We start from the raw sequence: 18,553 nt of genomic DNA, 5'->3' as shown, positions 1-18,553 counted from the left end.
TTAGTTTTTGCCATTAAGCCGCGCGACCGTTTCGTTTACAATGCGGGCGGCGGCTTTTGCGCTGTCCGTGCTTATTCCCTTGCCGAACGAGAATCTTACGGCGCAATCGGCGTTTTTTACGCCCATGGCGACGAGAGTGGGCGGCGGAGTTGCCGAGCCCGCCGAACACGCCGAACCGACCGAACAATACACTCCCGCGCAGGATAATGCCACAGCAAGCCGACCGCCGTTTACGCCGTCGAAAACTATCGATATTATATCGTTGGTTTTTGTTTGACAATTTATCGGCTCGCCGTATTTAAGCTCGCCTAAAAACGCCTGCACGACAGCGTGCGTTTGCGCGGCGTATTCTTTTACGCCGCTTTGCGCGCGCTCTATCGCTTCGCCCATTGCGACAATTGCGGGAGTATTGTGAGTGCCTGCGCGTACGCCCCTCTCCTGCTCGCCGCCACTTATGAGCGGACGCGGTTTATCGGGCGATTTAACGTACAAAAAGCCCGCGCCCTTTAAGCCGTAAAATTTATGCGCGGAAACGCACAGCATATCCGCATTACTGTCTTTTACGTCGATTTTAACCGAGTTTACCGCCTGCACCGCGTCTGTGAAAAACAGCGCGCCGTTATCGTGCGCAACGCTTGCAAGCTCCTTTATCGGTTGTATCACGCCCGTTATATTATTGACCGTCATTACGCATACGAGCACAGTATCGTCCCGAATAACTTTCTTTAATGCTTCGGGCGTAATCGTTCCGTCCGCCGTCGGCTTGACGGTATCTACGGTAAAACCGTTGTTTTCCAAAACCTTTGCGCTAGCCATGACCGCGTCGTGCTCGATCGCCGAGATCACGACGTGTTTTTTATTCGAGCCGATAACGGAGAGCATTGCTTGATTGACGGCTTCCGTTCCGCCCGAAGTAAAGTATATCTCGTTCGGCGCGGCGTTTATTGCATTGGCGCATTTTTCGCGTGCGCGTTCGACCGCCTGCGAGGCTTTTTGCCCCGCGGCGTGCGCAGACGACGGATTATAAAAGATATCGGTAAAGTACGGCATAGCGGATGACAGAACAGATTCGTCCGTCGGCGTGGTTGCCGCATAGTCGAGATAAATATTCTTGTTCATACTGTTTCCGGCGTGGTCGGGGCGCCGTTGCCGCAATTACTGCGATGATCGTTTATTATATCCAAAAGGGTTACGCTTTTAAGAACGTTATTTATTCCCTCGTTTATCTTGTTAAGCACGTTGCGGTTAGGACAATAAATATCGGTACAATTGCCGAGCACGCACTCGGGCGCGACGAACCCGTCGTCGAGCGCTTCGAGCATATCGCCTACCGTTATATCCTGCGGTTCGCGCGCGAGAATATAGCCGCCCGATTTTCCGCGGTACGCGCGGACTATCTCACCGCGTTTGAGCATAGCCAAAAGCTGTTCGAGATATTTCATGCTCAAATCGGTTTGCTTGACGAGCTGTGACGCGCTCAGCGGCGTTTTTGACAAAGCAAGCATAAAGCACAGTCTCATGCCGTATGTTGCGCGTGTCGATAATCTCATGCCTTATACTCCTAATACAGCGGAAAATCTTTGGTAAGCTTTTGTACGCGATCGAGTATAGATTGCTTAGCGCTTTCGCCTTTCTCGATCACGTCGGCAATGCAGTCGGCAATGACCGTCATTTCCTTTTCCTTCATGCCGCGAGAAGTGACCGCCGCCGAGCCTATGCGTATGCCCGAAGTCTTGGACGGCGGAAGCGGATCGAACGGTATTGCGTTTTTATTAACCGTGATATTGCACTCGTCGAGTAGTGTTTCGATCTCCTTGCCCGTTTTGCCGCCGCCGATTTTAATAAGCAGCAAGTGATTATCGGTGCCGCCAGATACAAGGTTTATCTTGCGTTCGGTCAACCGTTTTTCAAGCGCTTTTGCGTTTTTGATTATTTGCGTTTGGTACGCCTTAAATTCGGGCGACATCGCTTCTTTGAGCGCGACCGCCTTTGCCGCGATAATATGTTCAAGCGGACCGCCCTGCGTGCCGGGGAATATCGCTTTATCGATTGCCTTTGCGTACTGCTCTTTGCAGAGTATCATTCCGCCGCGCGGACCGCGAAGGGTTTTGTGCGTGGTGGTCGTGACTATATCGGCGTACGGCACGGGGTTTTCGTGAAGTTCCGCCGCGACAAGCCCCGCGATATGCGCCATGTCGACCATGAACACCGCGCCCACCTTATCGGCAATCGCGCGGAAGCGTTTAAAATCGATGGCGCGCGGGTACGCGGACGCGCCTGCTAATATAAGCTTGGGTTTATGCTCTACGGCGAGCTTCTCAACCTCGTCGTAGTCGATGGTTTCCGTTTGCTCGCTCACGCCGTACGGCACTACGTTATAAAACCTACCCGAATAGTTTACGGGCGAGCCGTGCGTAAGGTGTCCGCCGTGCGCAAGGTTCATGCCGAGATAGGTGTCGCCCGGTTGAAGGACGGCGTAGAAAACGGCGTGATTGGCGTTAGCGCCGCAGTGCGGCTGAACATTGGCATGATCCGCACCGAACAGCTTTTTTGCCCTGTCGATTGCGAGCTGCTCGATCTCGTCCACGTACTCGCACCCGCCGTAATAGCGTTTAGCGGGATAGCCCTCGGCGTACTTATTGGTAAGGTGCGAACCCGCCGCCGCAAGCACTGCCGGCGATACGAAGTTCTCGCTCGCGATAAGCTCGATTTTATTGCGCTGGCGCGCAAGCTCTTTTTTCATGCTTGCCGCTACTTCGGGATCGATTTTTTCGATTACGTCGAGTTCCATATTTATACTCCGTCATTTATATTTTGTTGCTGTTGCTCGTTAGATTTAGGTAACACCACAGGCATTACGCCCGATTTTTTTCGGTACAGCCGCTCTAACGGTACTATTGCGGCAAGCCCTACGACAAGCCCCGCCGCCGCAAGTCCTAACTGCAACTGCCACGAACCGACGAGCCCGATCAGCGCGCCTATTACTATTCCCAAGAGCGGTAACGCGTATATGAGTAATGCGACCGCGCCGACAGGTTTAGTCGGCATTTGCACGGTAACTACGTCGCCCGCCGCCACCTGCTCGCTACACAATGCGGGAACGACCATAACGTTCTGCTTGTTAAACGCACACAGCTTGCAGCCTTCGCATTTGTCCGAGCGTTTTACTTCGACGAACGCCAAGCCGCGCTTGACTTTTTTAACGACGCACTGCTCGATCACTTTACTTTGCGACAGCCTTTTTTATATCGGCAACTACGGTTGCTCTGCTTACTTGAACGGCAGTGCCGTCGTCCATGCGTTTAAGATTATATACGCCCGACTGCAATTCGCTTTCGCCTATCGTAAGAACGTACGAAAAGCCCTGACGATCGGCGGTCTTGAACTGCGCTTTAAGGCTCTTGCCCATTAGGTCGTACTCCGCCGAAATGCCGCCCGCTCTCATCGCATTCGCGATACTTACGCACTCAGCGCGCGCCGCATCGCACTGGGAAGCGACAAACACGCACGGCTTGGTTTGGTTAAAGTCAATACCGCGCGTCTCGGCGGCGGCGATCAAACGCTCGATACCGCAACCGAAGCCCACGCAAGGAATATGCTTACCGCCCAGCTCCTCGCAAAGATTATCGTAACGCCCGCCCGCAAGCACGGCGAGGTCGCCGTCGCAAAACTCGAAAACGGTACGTGTGTAGTAATCAAGCCCGCGCACGAGATTTTGATTTTCTACGTACTTTACGCCGATAGCGTCCAAACCCCTTAAAACTTCGGCGTGGTGCGCCTTGCACTCATCGCACAAAAAGTCGCTTATCTTGGGCGCTTTCTTGTACACCTCGCGACAGGACGGAACCTTGCAGTCGAGCGTGCGCAACGGATTGACCTCGGCGCGACGGCGGCAGTCCGAACAAATCTTGTCGTTTACCGAAGCCAAGAACTCGCGTAAAGCCTTATTAAACTCGGCGCGGCACTTTTCGCAGCCGATAGAGTTTATTTGCAAGCGCAAGTCATTGAAGCCTATTTCTTGCAGGAAGTCGCGCGCCATACCGAGAAGTTCTACCTCGAAGCACGGCAAATCGCTCCCGAAGAACTCCGCGCCGAACTGGTGATGCTCGCGGTATCTGCCCGCCTGCGGCTGTTCGTAGCGGTAAACGCCTTCGATATAGAACAGCTTTTGCGGCAAAGTCTCGCAAATATTATTTTCGAGCACAGACCGCACTACGCCTGCCGTTCCCTCGGGACGAAGCGCCATCTTGCGTCCGCCCTTGTCCTCGAAAATATACATTTCTTTATTGACGATATCTGTACTGTCGCCTATCGAGCGCAGAAAAAGCTCGGCGTGTTCGAACACGGGCGTGCGAATTTGCTTAACGTTATACAGCGCGGTTATCTTTTTCGCCGCATTCTCTACGAACTGCCATTTATACGCTTCGGCTGGAAGCATATCCTTAGTGCCCTTGGGTACGTTTATCAAAATGATACCTCTATTAATTCTTTATGCGTAATCGGTGATAAATTACAATATATATTTTTTGAGGTTGTGCGCCGAGATCTCTTTTGCGAGATGTTCTTCGACGTACGCTTTGTCTACGTTCACGTCGATCAGCGGATTGTTGCCGTCGGCATTAAAGCTTATGTCCTCTAACAAGCTTTCCATAACGGTATGAAGCCGCCTTGCGCCTATATCCTCGCCAGTCTCGTTTTCGAGAACGGCTATACGGCTCATTTCCTCTATCGCTTCGGGTGTGAATTTCAGATTGATATTCTCCACCGACAGCATAGCCGCGTACTGGCGCGTGACAGCGTTTTCGGGTTCGGTGAAGATGCGAACAAAGTCCTCAAAGGTAAGCGATTGAAGGTCGACGCGTATGGGGAAACGGCCTTGAAGCTCGGGGATGAGATCTGTAACGCTCGAAATCTGGAACGCGCCCGAGGCTATGAACAGTATATAGTCGGTCTTAATCGCGCCGTACTTGGTCATGACCGTGCAGCCTTCTACGATAGGCAGAATGTCGCGCTGAACGCCCTCGCGCGAAACGTCCATGCCACCGCCCGAGCCTTGACGATTGGCTATCTTGTCAATCTCGTCGATAAAGATAATACCGTCCTCTTGCGCGCGACGCACGCCCTCGGCTTTTATAGCGTCCATATCGAGAAGCCGCTCGCTTTCTTCTTCCTTGAACAGCTCGATAGCTTCCTCGATACGCACCTTGCGGCGTTTCTTCTTTTGCGGGATAAGACTGCCGAGCGAGCCGAGCATATCGTTAAGGTTGATGTCAATCGACATACCGGGCATCGCCTGCATTTGCGGCATACTCTCGTTGATCTCGATTTCGACTATCGTATTGTTGAGCCTGCCGTCTTTGAGCTCGTCTATTATCTGCGCTTTAAGCACGCTCTCGGCAATATCGGTATGCGTTTTCTTGCGCGCCTTTAATACGATATCGACGACCTTTTGCTCTGCGAATTCGCGCGCCTTGCTCTCGACGACCGCCATTTGCTCCTGCTTAACAAGGTGTACTGCGGTTTCGGCGAGATCGCGAATCATGGACTCGACGTCGCGACCTACGTAGCCGACCTCGGTGTACTTGGTCGCTTCCACCTTAATGAACGGGGCGCGCATGATCTTAGCGAGCCTGCGTGCGATCTCGGTTTTACCTACGCCCGTAGGACCTTTCATGATAATGTTTTTTGGCGTGATCTCGTCGCGAACGCTTTCGGGAAGCTTGCTTCTGCGGTAGCGGTTTCTGAGCGCAATCGCCACGGCGCGCTTCGCCTTAGTCTGACCGATAATGTATCTGTCGAGTTCGCTCACTATCTGCTTGGGTGTAAGCTCCATTACGCCACCTCCACAGTGATATGAGAATTAGTGAATATACAAATATCGCTCGCTATGCGCATTGCTTCGCGCGCGATCTGTTCGGCAGACAGCTCGGTGTTTTCGAGAAGCGCCCTACCCGCGGCGAGCGCGTAGTTGCCGCCCGAACCGATAGCGCAAACGCCGTGCTCAGGTTCGATAACGTCGCCGCTGCCCGATAAAATAAACATATCGTTCTTGTCGGCTACTATCATGAGAGCTTCGAGCTGACGAAGCGCACGGTCGCCGCGCCACAGCATGGCAAGCTCGACCGCAGCGCGCATGAGATTGCCCGAAAACTTATTGAGCATTTCTTCGAACCGCTCGCTGAGCGTGAACGCGTCGGCTACCGAGCCCGCGAACCCGAAAATAACCGTATCGTTATAAAGCCTGCGCACCTTGCACGCATTGCCTTTCATGACTACCTGTTGATTCTGCGTAACCTGTCCGTCGCCCGCAATAACGGTCTGACCGTTGCGTTTAACGCCTATAATGGTTGTTCCTTCGAGTTTCATATACACTCTCCTTTTCGGATATTTAACAAATTAATTATAAAGATTATACCACAATCTAAAACAATTGACAATTATTTTTTACAGAGTTTGCGCCCATGCGCCGAACGACTTGATACTGCGCTCGTAGTACGCCTGCTTCCTGTCGGCTTTCTTAACGCCGTCGAGCGGCGGCAATATACCGAAATTTGCGTTCATCGGTTGAAAGTCTTTGTTTTCAGTAGTGATATACGCGCACAGTCCGCCGAGCACTGTATCGCGCGGAGGCGTTACCGTATCCAAACCGCGCAGTACGCGCTCGGCGTTTACCGCCGCGAGAAGTCCCGTCGCTATGCTCTCCACGTACCCTTCTACACCGCTGAGCTGTCCCGCAATAAACGTTTTTGGACTGTTTTTGAGCGTAAGATCGCTATTAAGCGCTCGCGGCGCATTGATAAACGTATTGCGGTGCATTACGCCGTAGCGCACGATTTCGATATTGCGTAGCGCAGGAATGAGCGAGAACACGCGTTTTTGCTCGCCGAATTTGAGATTGGTTTGAAAACCTACCATATTGAATAGCGACGACTCGGTGTTCTCGCGCCGTAGCTGCAATACCGCATACGGCTTGCCCGCGTCGCGAAACCCGACGGGTCTTAGCGGACCGAACCGCAACGCGTCCACGCCGCGCGCCGCCATTACCTCCACGGGCATACATCCCTCAAACACGCCGCCCACCTCGTCGATCACCCGTTCCGCAAAAATGAGCGCATTGTAAAATTCGAGATACTGCTCCTTGTTCATCGGGCAGTTAAGATAGTCCGCATCACCCTTGCCGTAGCGCGCGCCGAAAAACGCACTGTTCATGTCGACACATTCTGCGGTTATAATAGGCGCGGCGGCGTCGAAGAAATGCAACGACTGCTCGCCGGTCAAACGCATCAACGAGCTTGCTATTCCGTCGTGACAAACGGGACCTGCGCAAACGATCGTAAGCCTATCGGCATCTATATCGGTTACAATCTCGTTTATAAGCTCTATATTATCATTAGAATTTACAGCCGCCGTCACGCGCGCCGAAAACATATCGCGGTCGACCGCAAGTGCGCTACCCGCTGGAACGGATGTCTCGCGCGCAAGCGAAATTAGCTTGCAATTAAGAATATCGAGCTCTGCTTTGAGCGTGCCGCTTGCTGTTGTCAGCAATGCGCTTTTAAGCGAATTGGAGCAAACGATCTCGGCTAATCCGTTCGATTTATGCGCTTTCGACCGCCACAGCGGCTTTGCCTCGAACAGCCTAACCTTTACGCCGTGCTCGGCAAGATACAGCGCCGCTTCGCAGCCCGCAAGCCCCGCGCCGATTATATCGACGCCTGCCATTATTTGTTTCCGTCCACGTCGCGCTTATACTTACAGGTCTTGCTCGAACATTTAAGATAATCGCCGTTCTTGCCCGTCTTTTGCACAAGGAATGCGCCGCACTCGGGGCATTTATGCTCGGTGGGTTTATCCGACGAAGTGAAGTCGCACTCGGGATAGCCCGTGCAACCGTAAAAAGTCGAATTGCGCATTGTTATCTTTTTGAGCGGTTTGCCGCACTTGGGACAAGGCGGCAGCGGCGTTTCGTCCTTTTTGCCGTCGTCGAGATTGACGATATTCTTGCACTTGGGATAATTGGGACAAGCGAGGAATTTGCCGTACCTGCCCGTTTTAACGACCATTTTCGCGCCGCACTTGTCGCAGACCACGTCGGACACCTCGGGCGCTTTCGGCTCTATAATCTCGCCGTTCTCGTCGAGGTTTTTGGTATTTTTGCAACGCGGATAATTGGGGCAAGCGAGGAATTTACCGAACCGCCCCGTTTTAATAACCATTTTGGCACCGCACTTTTCGCATACGAAATCTGTCTGCTCGTCGGGAACTTTAAGCGTGTAATCGTCGCCGAGCGCCGCGTGAATTTTGTCCTCGAACCCATCGTAGAAGCCAGCGACTACGTTCTGCCATTTCACGCCACCGTCCTCTATTCCGTCGAGAGAGCTTTCCATATTGGCGGTAAAGCCCACGTCCATTATTTCGGTAAAGTATTTAACGAGCATATCGGTCACTTTGCAGCCGAGCTCTGTGGGCGCAATCGCCTTGCCTGTCTTTTCGATATACTTGCGCGAGAAAAGAAGGGTTACCGTCGGCGTATACGTTGCGGGCCTGCCGATACCCTTTTCTTCCATTGCTTTTACAAGGCTCGCTTCGGTGTAGCGTGCAGGCGGTTTGGTGAACTTTTGTTCGTACTCGTACTTGACGAAGTTAAGCTTGTCGCCGACGTTGAGCTCGGGAACGCGTACAGTTTTTTCGTCCTTGCCCTTGCCTTCCTCGTCGTTCTTTTCGGCGACTGCGTACACCTTGGTAAAGCCGTCGAACACGGGCGTTCTGCCGCTTATGCGGAAATCGTAATCGCCCGCAGAAATATCCACCGACACGGAGTTATAAGTAGCGTCGCTCATTTGGCTCGCCAAGAACCGCTTATATATGAGGTTATACAGCATATATATGTTCTTGTTCAAATAGGGCTTTACGCTCTCGGGCGTGCGTTCAAGCGATATGGGACGTATCGCCTCGTGCGCGTCCTGCGCGCTTTTTTTGGAAGCGTAGTAATTGGGTTTTTCGGGCAGATATTGTTCGCCGTACTTTTGCCCGATATAATCGCGCGCCGCGTTGATAGCCGCAGTCGACACGCGTGTACTGTCGGTACGGATATACGTGATAAGCGCGACCTTGCCCTCGCCCGGCAATTCCACACCCTCGTACAGCGTTTGCGCTGCCGACGAAGTTTGACGCAAACTCATACCGAGCTTATTAAGAGCGTCCTGTTGCATGGTAGAGGTAATAAACGGCGCGTACGGATGCGCTTTCGTAATGCTCTTTTTTACATTTGATACTACGTAGTCTTTACCGTCTAGATCGGATATTAAAGACTTGACTTCGGCTTCATTGGTAAGCTTTACCTTGTCGCCGTTCTTGCCGACGAATGCCGCCTTAATCGACTCGCCGCCGTCCGTTTTAAGATGCGAGAAGAAGTTCCAATACTCCTCGGGCACGAACGCCTGAATTTCGCGCTCGCGGTCTACGACGAGCCTAAGCGTTACCGACTGAACACGCCCCGCGCTTAGGTTGCCCTGTATCTTTTTGCAAAGTACGGGCGACAGCTTGTAGCCGACAAGCCTATCGAGAACGCGGCGCGCCTGCTGCGCGTCCACGAGATTGCGGTCGATAGTGCGCGGAGTTTTAAGCGCCGCCTGAATGGCGTTCTTACTGATTTCGTTGAACTCGATACGCGCGGGCACTTCGGGCGGGATATGCAAGAGCGTTGCGATATGCCATGAGATTGCCTCGCCCTCTCGGTCCGGGTCGGTTGCGAGAAGAACGGTCTCAGCCGAGCTTGCAACTTTTTTAAGGCTGTCGACCACGCTTTTTTTATCATCCATAACGACGTAAGTCGGTTCGAAATCGTGTTCGACGTCGACCGCCAATCTCTTTTTGGGAAGATCACGCACGTGTCCGCCGGTAGCGAAAACCTTATAATCGCTACCGAGATACTTTTGTACGGTTTCAAGCTTGCCGTAGCCTTCGATAATAACGAGTTTCATATAGCATTACCTACTTTGAAATACAATACAAATTTTTGGATTTTTCGTGAACGAGCCCGAAGATCATGAGCGACGACAACGCCGCGTTGAGTTCGGGGATCGTCATGCCGCAGCTTTCAACGAGCATATCAAACGATTTCTCGCCCATTTCAAGTATATCCAATACCTGTTGCTGCGAAAAGTCTATCGGAAAATATTGCTCGGCGTTTTTCTTTTGCTCGGCGACGATGGAATACTGATCGAGAATGTCCTGCGCGCATGTAACTGCAATCGCGCCGTTCTTTATGAGCCTATTAGTGCCCGCAGAACGCGGCTTATCTATATCGCCCGGAACGGCAAACACGTCGCGACCTTGATCGAGCGCACAGCTCGCCGTGATGAGCGAGCCGCTTTTCTCGGCGGCTTCTACCACAAGCACGCCCTTGCTGAGTCCGCTTATTATACGGTTGCGCGCAGGGAAGGTATAATTCGTAGCATGGGTATCCGGCGTATACTCGCTAAGCACTACGCCCTTATTGCATATTTCGTCGAAAAGTCTCAGGTTTGACACCGGCGACGGATTGAACAGTCCGCTGCCGAGCACTGCCGCAGTATACCCGCCCGCTCTGAGCGCCGCATCATGCGAATAACCGTCTATGCCTGTCGCAAGTCCGCTTACGATTGTAAACGAGCTCGCAAGCTCATCGACTATCTTTTCCACGGCATATCTCCCGTACTGCGAAGCACGGCGTGTGCCGACGACAGCAAGGCACGGCTTTCTTAAAACATTGATATCGCCCTTATAAAATATAACGGGCGGAGGATCGACTTCTTTTTGGTCGAGCGCTTCGGGATAAATAGGGTCGGCGCGAGTAACGTATTTTATATTATTAATTTCTAGATACTGCTTGGCTTGCTCTATATAATCGAGCGAACGCGTGCGCTTGAGTGCGTTGAAGGTCTTTTCGTCAAGCTTGTACTTCCCCTCGTCGTCAAAGCTTTCCCACAGCCTTGCAAGCGGAATTTTATCGAGAATACGGTTTATCTTTTGCGTGGGCAAGTGCGAATATGCAAGCCACAAATACAAATCTGATAAAATCATCAGCGCACCGCCTTATCGAGCGAGCGGTACATTACCGCTTCCGCTACGTGTTTCGCCGAAATATTTTGCGCACCGTCAAGATCTGCTATCGTGCGCGCGACTTTAAGAATACGCGTGTATGCGCGCGCAGTAAGCCCGAGCTTATCGAATGCGTTTTGCAAAATTCGCTCGCCTGCCGTGTCAAGTGCACAATGCGCCTTTATCATTTCGCTTGTCATTTTTGCATTACAATGAACATCCGTACCGGCATACCGTGTTATCTGAATTGCGCGAGCGGCGTTGACGCGCTTGCGAACGTCCGCCGAGCTTTCCGCCTGACCGTCGCTTGTAAGCTCGTCGTAACCCACCTCGTCGACTTGGATATGAAGATCTATTCTGTCGAGAAGCGGACCCGATATGCGCGACATATATTTTTGAATTTGCGCGGGACTGCATTGGCACTGATGCGTATGCGAGCCGCTGTAACCGCACGGACAAGGGTTCATGCTCGCGACGAGCATAAAGCTTGCGGGGTACTCTACCGTGCGCGAAGCACGCGATACGGTGACAACTCCGTCTTCGAGCGGCTGGCGCAAAATTTCAAGCACGGTTCGCGGGTACTCGGGAAGCTCGTCCAAGAACAAAACTCCGTTATGGGCGTAACTGATTTCGCCGGGACGCGCCGACGGACCGCCGCCCGTCAATGCGATACGGCTTGCGGTATGGTGCGGAGTGCGGAACGGTCTGGTAGTGACTATCCCGCTGTCCGCGTCGAGAATACCCGCTATCGAATGAATTTTGGTCGTTTCGAGAATTTCCTGCTCGGTCATTGCGGGCAATATCCCGGGAAGACATTTGGCAAGCATGGTTTTACCGCCGCCGGGCGAACCTATCATGGTAATGTTATGCCCGCCCGCCGCGGCAATTTCCATAGCGCGTTTTGCCGCGTACTGACCTTTTACAAACTTAAAATCCTCACGCGCCTCGCATGCGTCTCCCGCAACGATATCGCTGTTCGGAATAGGCGCCATGGAAGTTCCGTTGATGAGCGAAATCGCCTCTTTAAGATTATTTACAGCATAGACTTCTATTCCGCGTATGTACTTAGCCTCGTTGGCGTTTGCGTGAGGTATGACTATCTTTTTAACGCCATGTTCGCGCGCCGAAATGAGCATGGGCATAACGCCGTTAATGCGCCGAACCTCGCCCGACAACGACAGCTCGCCCAAAAAAACATATTCGTTTACGGCTTGCAACGGCATTTTTCTCTCATCGACTCCCGCCTGCTCCGTCGAGCATAACAGTCCGAGCGCAATCGCAAGGTCGAAAATCGGACCTTCCTTTTTGGTATGTGCCGGTGCGAGATTGACGGTAACTACGCGCGGAGTATCGAAATATCCGCTGTTCTTTATAGCCGAACGCACACGCTCTTTGGACTCCTTGACCGCAGTATCGGGCAGTCCTACTACATCGAACCGCGGCTGACCGGGACGGACGTCCACCTCAACCGCAACGCGGTAGCCGTTAAGCCCGTCGAGCGCATAACTGTTTATCCTCGCTAACATTTACACCTTCTTTATCTTGAAAAACTCTTTTAAGCTTGCGCCCACGCCGTCGGCAAATCCGAGCGTTTTCTTTTGTCCCGTCATGCCTACGCTCACGGCGACAACGGTGAAATACAAATGCGATATAAAAGTAAGAACAGAGCAAGTTATTGTAACGGCGCTCATGCCGCCCGTAAGAAGCAGCTCCTGCGTACCGAAATTAAAGTCGGCAAGATTATTGAGATATCCGGCGCACGCCATAACTGTAATGCCGTTAACAACATAACATAGCCCCGAAAGCGCAAGCACGTACAACAGCCGTTTGTCGCGAACGAGCGCGTAAGACACGATAAGCACGCCGAATACGCAAGTAAAGCCTATCGCGTGCGAACCGGGATAATAGATTTGCAAAGTGAACAGCGAGTATGCGGCTAGCATTACCATTGTCGCGCGATTGCGTTTTGTAAAGTACACGACGCATACAACAGCAAAGATAATAGCGCCGAATACGCACGTAAACACCCACGCAGGGAAACGCGCTCCCGGAACAGAACCGTTCTGGTTAAATATTGCGTAAACGCTCAATCCGTTATACGTGAAGTATTCCCAATTGACGAGCGGCGCGAGCAAGAACTCGTAAATATATACGAACGGGTTATAGCTGTGCGCCGAGATCATGAACAAGCCGATTAGATAGATTCCGATCAACGATATTATAAACCCAACGGGTACGAATATCGCCGCTCGGTAGTCCGCGCCGAAAATATCTTTGCCGCCTACCTTATCGCGCTTGATATTCCCTATCGCCTTAACAAAATGGAATATCGAGAACACACAAGCCACAGGGAACAGGAAAATTCCTTCCTTACTCGAAAACGCCGCCAGCATCATAAACGCTATCGTCAGCATATATTTTTTGCGTGCCAGAAAGTAACAACCGAACGCCGCGAACATGACTGTAAAGACGAGCGGAGTCGACCAGATAACGCCCATAAAGAATATGGGGCAAACGCAAACGAACGAACAAAGCACGACCGCCACGCGCGCATTAAAGTACCGCTTGCCTACCAGGTATACGGCAAACGCGGTCAATAGCTCGGCGATTATCATAGGCAGCTTGATCATGAACTGCATACCGAGCGCATAATCCGATAAGCCGATTGCGTTAGAAAGCCCGCCGAAAATCAAATAGATAAAGTAGACTACGGGATACAATACTTGTCCCGCGTCGCCGCCGTAATACTCGCCTAAGCCGTGAACTCTAAGGTTATCGAACATAGTCGAGAAAATCGCGTAATCGTCGCGATAACCGCGCACGCACATGGCAAACACCATTCTGAACGCAAATCCTATGCCGAATATTACGGGAAATATGATGGCTTTACGTTTGAGTTCGCCTTCGTCCTGCGCGAACTTACATAGAAATGTTATGAGCGCGCCTATTGACAGCAGAGTCAAAAGCGAAAGAAATACCGCTATAATAATGTCCGAAGCAACGGACGCACTTACCTGAGAAATAAATTCCAAAATTGCACCCTCTTTTGAATATTGTAGCAAATAATCTTTATAATTGCAAGACTTTTCCCCCTACTTCTTTGAAAAGAAGCACCTACTTCTTTTTAAAGAAGTAGGCAAGAAACTTTTAGTGTCGGGTGTTTGCGTTAGTGATCTATTATTTGTTACACCCGAATAATATCATAGCATTATAAATATCTTAACGCCACTGGCATTCACCTTTTCAATCATTTTTAAAGAATATTGCGGACAGGCAAATTTCGACATTTTTCGGCATAGAATATTACCCCGACAATAAAGCAAAGCGAGGGTTGTATGATAATCGAAACTTTTATGACTTTTCTATCACGAATTTTCCTGTTCACGTCGTTTGTAAACAACAACGGCTCTTTTCCCAAGCCCCTACCCCCCGAGGAGGAACGGGCGCTATTTGAAAAGTACAAGAACGGCGACCGCGAAGCGTACGACTCGCTCGTAAAGCACAATCTAAGGCTCGTGGCGCATATCGTAAAAAAGTATAACAACGCGGGCGAAGCCGACGATCTTATTAGCGTGGGCAGCATCGGGCTAATTAAGGGCATAGAAACCTTCTCGCCCGATAAAGGCTGTCAATTGACCACCTACGCCGCCAAGTGTATCGAGAACGAAATATTAATGTACATACGCGCCAATAAAAAACACAAGCAAACAATGAGCCTGTACGAAGCGGTCGGCACCGATAAGGAGGGCAACGACATTGCGCTTATGGACGTTCTCCCCGGCGAAACGGATACATATATCGATATAGAGAATAATATTGTGCTCGAAAAGGTCAAAGAAGTCATGGACGACGTACTGACCGACATAGAACGCAAGGTTATATGTATGCGATACGGGCTTTTGGATAAGCGCGCATATACGCAGTCGCAGGTCGCCAAAAAACTCAAAATTTCGCGCTCGTACGTTTCGCGCATAGAAAAAAGAGCAATCTCCAAAATCGCAAAAGCGCTTAATTAAAAATGTCCACAAACAAAGTTTGTGGACGCGAGCATGACCCGTAAGCCGAATTCTGTTATGACGGTTATCTATCTAGCCTATGCGTTGCCGCATAGGTCAAGCGATTGTAAAGGACGGCGGACAACCTTGACCCTTTGTCTTGCACCGAACGGGGTTTACACGGCTCAAAACGTTACCGTTTCGACGGTGAGCTCTTACCTCGCCTTTTCACCCTTACCCGAAAAAATCGGGCGGTAATTTTCTGTTGCACTTTCCTTGAAGTCGCCTTCACCGGTAGTTAGCCGGCGTTCTGTCCTACGGTGTTCGGACTTTCCTCGTGAGCTTTCACTCCCGCAACCATCCGGTCATCTCGTTGATATTATAGCATTAAACAAAAAGAATGTCAAACGAACGCTATAAAAATAAGAGTAAAGTCATTATTACTTAGCAATTCTCCTAAGCATTGACAGCTCGGGCAATCTTACGCCGCACAGCTTGACGCGCATGGTCGGCACTTTGGCGTCGGTGATTTGCTCGCCGTTCTCCGTTTCCATAATAGGCACGGTCACAGTTTTATTCAAATATTCATCGTCGTAGGACAGCACTTCGAGCGTGTCGCCCGTTTTAAAGCGGTTGCGCATTTCGACTATCGCGCCGTCCACAGCGTCGTCCATGACGATACCGCAAAAGTCGTAATATTTATCGGGGTTTTCGTCGTGAACGGGCTGACCGTAATAGAAGCCTGTATTGAACCCGCGATTGGGCGCTTTGTGCGTTTCTTTAACGTACACGTCCGATACGGGCTTGCCATCAAGCGCCTGATTAAGCGCTTTGCGGTATGCGTTGACTATACACGCCACGTAATACTCGGACTTGACCCTGCCCTCGATCTTGAACGAAGTCACGCCCGCGTCGGCAAGCTCACCCAAGTGCTCGATCATGTTAAGGTCGTTGCCGCCGAAGATATACGTTCCGTCATCCTCTATAAATTCAAGCCCCTCGCTTGTCTTTTCCGGCGTGAACACCATACGGCAGGCTTGATTGCATTCGCCGCGGTTCGCCGACCGGCCCGTTAAATAGTTGGACAGCATACACCTGCCCGAGTACGATACGCACATTGCGCCGTGAACGAACGCTTCCAATTCGACTGTATCGGGAAGATTGTCGCGGAGCTTTCTTATACGCGTTAAGTCCAGCTCACGCGCCAGCACTATGCGCTTAACGCCCATATCGGCATAAACCTTTGCCGTCGCGCTGTTCATAACGTTAGCCTGCGTGGAAACGTGTATCGGCACGTTGGGGTGCTTGTTTGCAAGGTGTTCGATCAAGCCTAAATCGGATACGATAAGCCCGTCTACGTGCAAGCTTTTTAGATAATCGATATATTCGTCTATCCCGATCAGATCTTCGTCGTAAGGGAAAATATTGAGCGTAACGTAAAACTTCTTTTTTCGGCTGTGCGTGGCGAGCGAAGCGGCTTTCAGCTCGTCGTAATCGAAATTCTTGCACGCTGCGCGCATACCGAGCTGTTTGCCCGCTAAATACACTGCGTCGGCTCCGTATTGGAGCGCCACGTCCAGCCTTTTTACGTCGCCCGCGGGCGCGAGCAATTCAACTCTGCGTTTCATTAGCAATCGATCACCATGGGCAGTATCATGGGACTGCGCCGCGTCATTTTAAAGATATAGTTCTTGATTTCTTTGCGAATGGTGTTATTGAGCATATTCCTGTCGCTTTCGCGCAGGTCGTATGTCGACAACAGCCGCGCGACCGCGTCCCTGCATCCGTCGAAGAAGTCGTCACCGCCTTCCTTGTCGTACGCGAACCCGCGCGAGGTAATGTCGATCGCCGACACCGTGCCCGACAGCTCGTCGATACAGATAACGGCGATAAGCAAACCGTCCTCGGCGAGATGCTTACGATCTCTAAGTACGGAGCTGTCCGTATCGCCTACGCCCAAGCCGTCGACGAGCAGACTGCCCGAAGCGACCTGTTCGCCTATTTTAAACGTCTTATGCGAAACGTAAACGCAGTCGCCGATATCGGTTATAATGATATGCGACGGCATTTCGCCCATTGCCACTGCGAGCTCGGCGTGCTTTTGCAGGTGTCTGTGCTCGCCGTGTACGGGTATGAAATACTGGGGTTTGAGCAGCGCGTGGATAAGCGACAGCTCGTCGCGGCAGGCATGACCCGAAACGTGGAGCTCGGCAAGGCTCTCGTATATAACGCGTGCGCCGTGGCGGTAGATATTGTTTATTACCGAGTACACCATGCGCTCGTTGCCGGGTATGGGGTGCGCCGACAGAATTACGGTATCGTTATAGCCGAGCTTGACCTTGCTGAAATCGTCAGCCGCCATACGCGTGAGCGCGCTCATCGGCTCGCCCTGACTGCCCGTAGTGAGAATGACAAGGTCTTTATCGTCTACGTTCTTTACTTTTTCGATATCGATGATCTGACTGCGGTCGATTTTGAGCTCGCCTATCCTTGCCGCGCACTCGGCTACGTTTATCATCGATCTGCCCGAGAACGCGACCTTGCGCCCGAACTCGGCGGCGAGGTCGATTATTTGCTGCAACCTGTGAATATTGGACGCGAACGTTGCGATTATCAATCGCCTGTCCTTGTTCTCGTTAAAGATATTGCGCATACTGCGCCCGACGGTCGCCTCGCTCATGGAAGAACCCGGGCGCTCCACGTTGGTGCTTTCGCAGAGCAACAGTAGTACGCCCTGCTTGCCTATCTCGGCAATGCGTTGAAGGTCGATCATGTTACCGTCGATCGGCGTATAGTCGACCTTGAAGTCGCCCGTATGGAACACCGTGCCGACTGGCGTCGATATGGAGAGCGCGCACGAGCCCGCTATCGAGTGCGAGACCTTGACGAATTCGACCTTGAACGCTCTGCCGAGCGAAATGGTATTGCCGGGCTGAACTACGTTGAGCTTGGCGTTATCGATACGCATTTCGCGAAGCTTGTTCTCTATAAGCGCGAGCGTGAGCCTTGTACCGAACACGGGCACGTTGCACTGTTTAAGGAAGTACGGGATCGAGCCGATATGGTCCTCGTGACCGTGGGTAATGACTATACCGCGGATCTTGTCCTTATTGAGCATGAGATACGCGGGATCGGGTATGATAAGGTCTACGCCCGGCGTATCCGACGTGGGGAACGTAGAACCGCAGTCGATGATAATAATGTCCTCGCCGAATTCGAGCGCGGTCATGTTTTTACCGATTTCGCCTACGCCGCCCAGGAAAATAACTTTAAGAACAGGCTCGACAAATTTTTTTTGCTGCAAAATATGCCTCCGATATTTTCTTTCTTATTTTCAATTACGCCACAACATTAAAATAATCCAAACAGCATACTTGCGCCTAATAACAGGCAAAACAAAACACGCTGTTTATCGATTAATATTACGGCATAAAAATATTACACAAAAACGTTTGATATACGTTGATATCCGTTAA

General features: G+C 51.4%; 15 protein-coding genes and 1 other RNA gene. 1 reads left to right on the top strand and 15 read right to left on the bottom strand.

The window, feature by feature from the left end:
• From HDT28_06735 to HDT28_06680, 12 genes are all read right to left on the bottom strand, one after another.
• Nucleotides 1-1,119 carry a cysteine desulfurase gene (locus HDT28_06735; GenBank protein MBD5132260.1) on the bottom strand — a complete coding sequence of 373 codons (1,119 nt, stop codon included), beginning with the start codon at nucleotides 1,117-1,119 and terminating at the stop codon, nucleotides 1-3.
• Entirely contained in the window at nucleotides 1,116-1,550 is a 435-nt protein-coding gene (locus HDT28_06730; protein ID MBD5132259.1) for an Rrf2 family transcriptional regulator, read from the bottom strand. Before HDT28_06730 ends, HDT28_06735 begins: the two co-directional genes overlap by 4 nt.
• A gap of 11 nt (nucleotides 1,551-1,561) precedes the next feature.
• Nucleotides 1,562-2,791, bottom strand: coding sequence for a serine hydroxymethyltransferase (locus HDT28_06725; protein ID MBD5132258.1), 1,230 nt, complete (start codon nucleotides 2,789-2,791; stop codon nucleotides 1,562-1,564).
• Nucleotides 2,792-2,793: 2 nt separating this feature from the next.
• Complete coding sequence (locus HDT28_06720) at nucleotides 2,794-3,222, bottom strand: SoxR reducing system RseC family protein (GenBank protein ID MBD5132257.1); 429 nt, start codon at nucleotides 3,220-3,222, stop codon at nucleotides 2,794-2,796.
• 1 nt (nucleotide 3,223) lies between these two features.
• Complete coding sequence (locus HDT28_06715) at nucleotides 3,224-4,468, bottom strand: histidine--tRNA ligase (protein MBD5132256.1); 1,245 nt, start codon at nucleotides 4,466-4,468, stop codon at nucleotides 3,224-3,226.
• Between the two features lie 42 nt (nucleotides 4,469-4,510).
• Entirely contained in the window at nucleotides 4,511-5,833 is a 1,323-nt protein-coding gene (hslU, locus tag HDT28_06710; GenBank protein MBD5132255.1) for an ATP-dependent protease ATPase subunit HslU, read from the bottom strand.
• Nucleotides 5,833-6,366: an ATP-dependent protease subunit HslV gene (hslV, locus tag HDT28_06705; protein MBD5132254.1), complete on the bottom strand. Its 534-nt coding sequence runs from the start codon at nucleotides 6,364-6,366 to the stop codon at nucleotides 5,833-5,835. The genes hslU and hslV overlap by 1 nt, the downstream gene beginning before the upstream one ends.
• Nucleotides 6,367-6,444: 78 nt before the next feature.
• Nucleotides 6,445-7,722, bottom strand: a complete 1,278-nt coding sequence (locus HDT28_06700; protein MBD5132253.1) for a methylenetetrahydrofolate--tRNA-(uracil(54)-C(5))-methyltransferase (FADH(2)-oxidizing) TrmFO — start codon at nucleotides 7,720-7,722, stop codon at nucleotides 6,445-6,447.
• Nucleotides 7,722-9,983 (bottom strand): type I DNA topoisomerase, encoded by a 2,262-nt coding sequence (gene topA / locus HDT28_06695; protein ID MBD5132252.1) that lies wholly within the window; start codon nucleotides 9,981-9,983, stop codon nucleotides 7,722-7,724. The genes HDT28_06700 and topA overlap by 1 nt, the downstream gene beginning before the upstream one ends.
• Nucleotides 9,984-9,993: 10 nt before the next feature.
• Nucleotides 9,994-11,064: a DNA-protecting protein DprA gene (gene dprA / locus HDT28_06690; GenBank protein MBD5132251.1), complete on the bottom strand. Its 1,071-nt coding sequence runs from the start codon at nucleotides 11,062-11,064 to the stop codon at nucleotides 9,994-9,996.
• Entirely contained in the window at nucleotides 11,064-12,608 is a 1,545-nt protein-coding gene (locus tag HDT28_06685; GenBank protein MBD5132250.1) for a YifB family Mg chelatase-like AAA ATPase, read from the bottom strand. The genes dprA and HDT28_06685 overlap by 1 nt, the downstream gene beginning before the upstream one ends.
• Nucleotides 12,609-14,114 carry a hypothetical protein gene (locus HDT28_06680; GenBank protein ID MBD5132249.1) on the bottom strand — a complete coding sequence of 502 codons (1,506 nt, stop codon included), beginning with the start codon at nucleotides 14,112-14,114 and terminating at the stop codon, nucleotides 12,609-12,611.
• Between the two features lie 303 nt (nucleotides 14,115-14,417).
• Between HDT28_06680 and sigK the strand changes: the two genes are divergently transcribed.
• Nucleotides 14,418-15,098 (top strand): RNA polymerase sporulation sigma factor SigK, encoded by a 681-nt coding sequence (gene sigK, locus HDT28_06675; protein MBD5132248.1) that lies wholly within the window; start codon nucleotides 14,418-14,420, stop codon nucleotides 15,096-15,098.
• Nucleotides 15,099-15,122: 24 nt separating this feature from the next.
• Here the strand turns inward: sigK and rnpB are convergent.
• The 3 genes from rnpB to HDT28_06660 form a co-directional block, all read right to left on the bottom strand.
• Nucleotides 15,123-15,450, bottom strand: an RNA gene (gene rnpB / locus HDT28_06670) — RNase P RNA component class A.
• 67 nt (nucleotides 15,451-15,517) lie between these two features.
• On the bottom strand, nucleotides 15,518-16,705 hold the full coding sequence (locus tag HDT28_06665; protein ID MBD5132247.1) for a U32 family peptidase: 1,188 nt from the start codon (nucleotides 16,703-16,705) through the stop codon (nucleotides 15,518-15,520).
• Nucleotides 16,705-18,381, bottom strand: a complete 1,677-nt coding sequence (locus tag HDT28_06660) for a ribonuclease J (protein MBD5132246.1) — start codon at nucleotides 18,379-18,381, stop codon at nucleotides 16,705-16,707. The genes HDT28_06665 and HDT28_06660 overlap by 1 nt, the downstream gene beginning before the upstream one ends.
• Nucleotides 18,382-18,553 lie beyond the last annotated feature (172 nt).

It is taken from the genome of Clostridiales bacterium (assembly GCA_014799665.1).
In the GTDB taxonomy this organism is placed as follows: Bacteria; Bacillota; Clostridia; order Christensenellales; family Pumilibacteraceae; genus Anaerocaecibacter.
The sequence above is the reverse complement of the archived record's forward strand: the minus strand, read 5'-3'. Positions and strand labels throughout refer to the sequence as shown.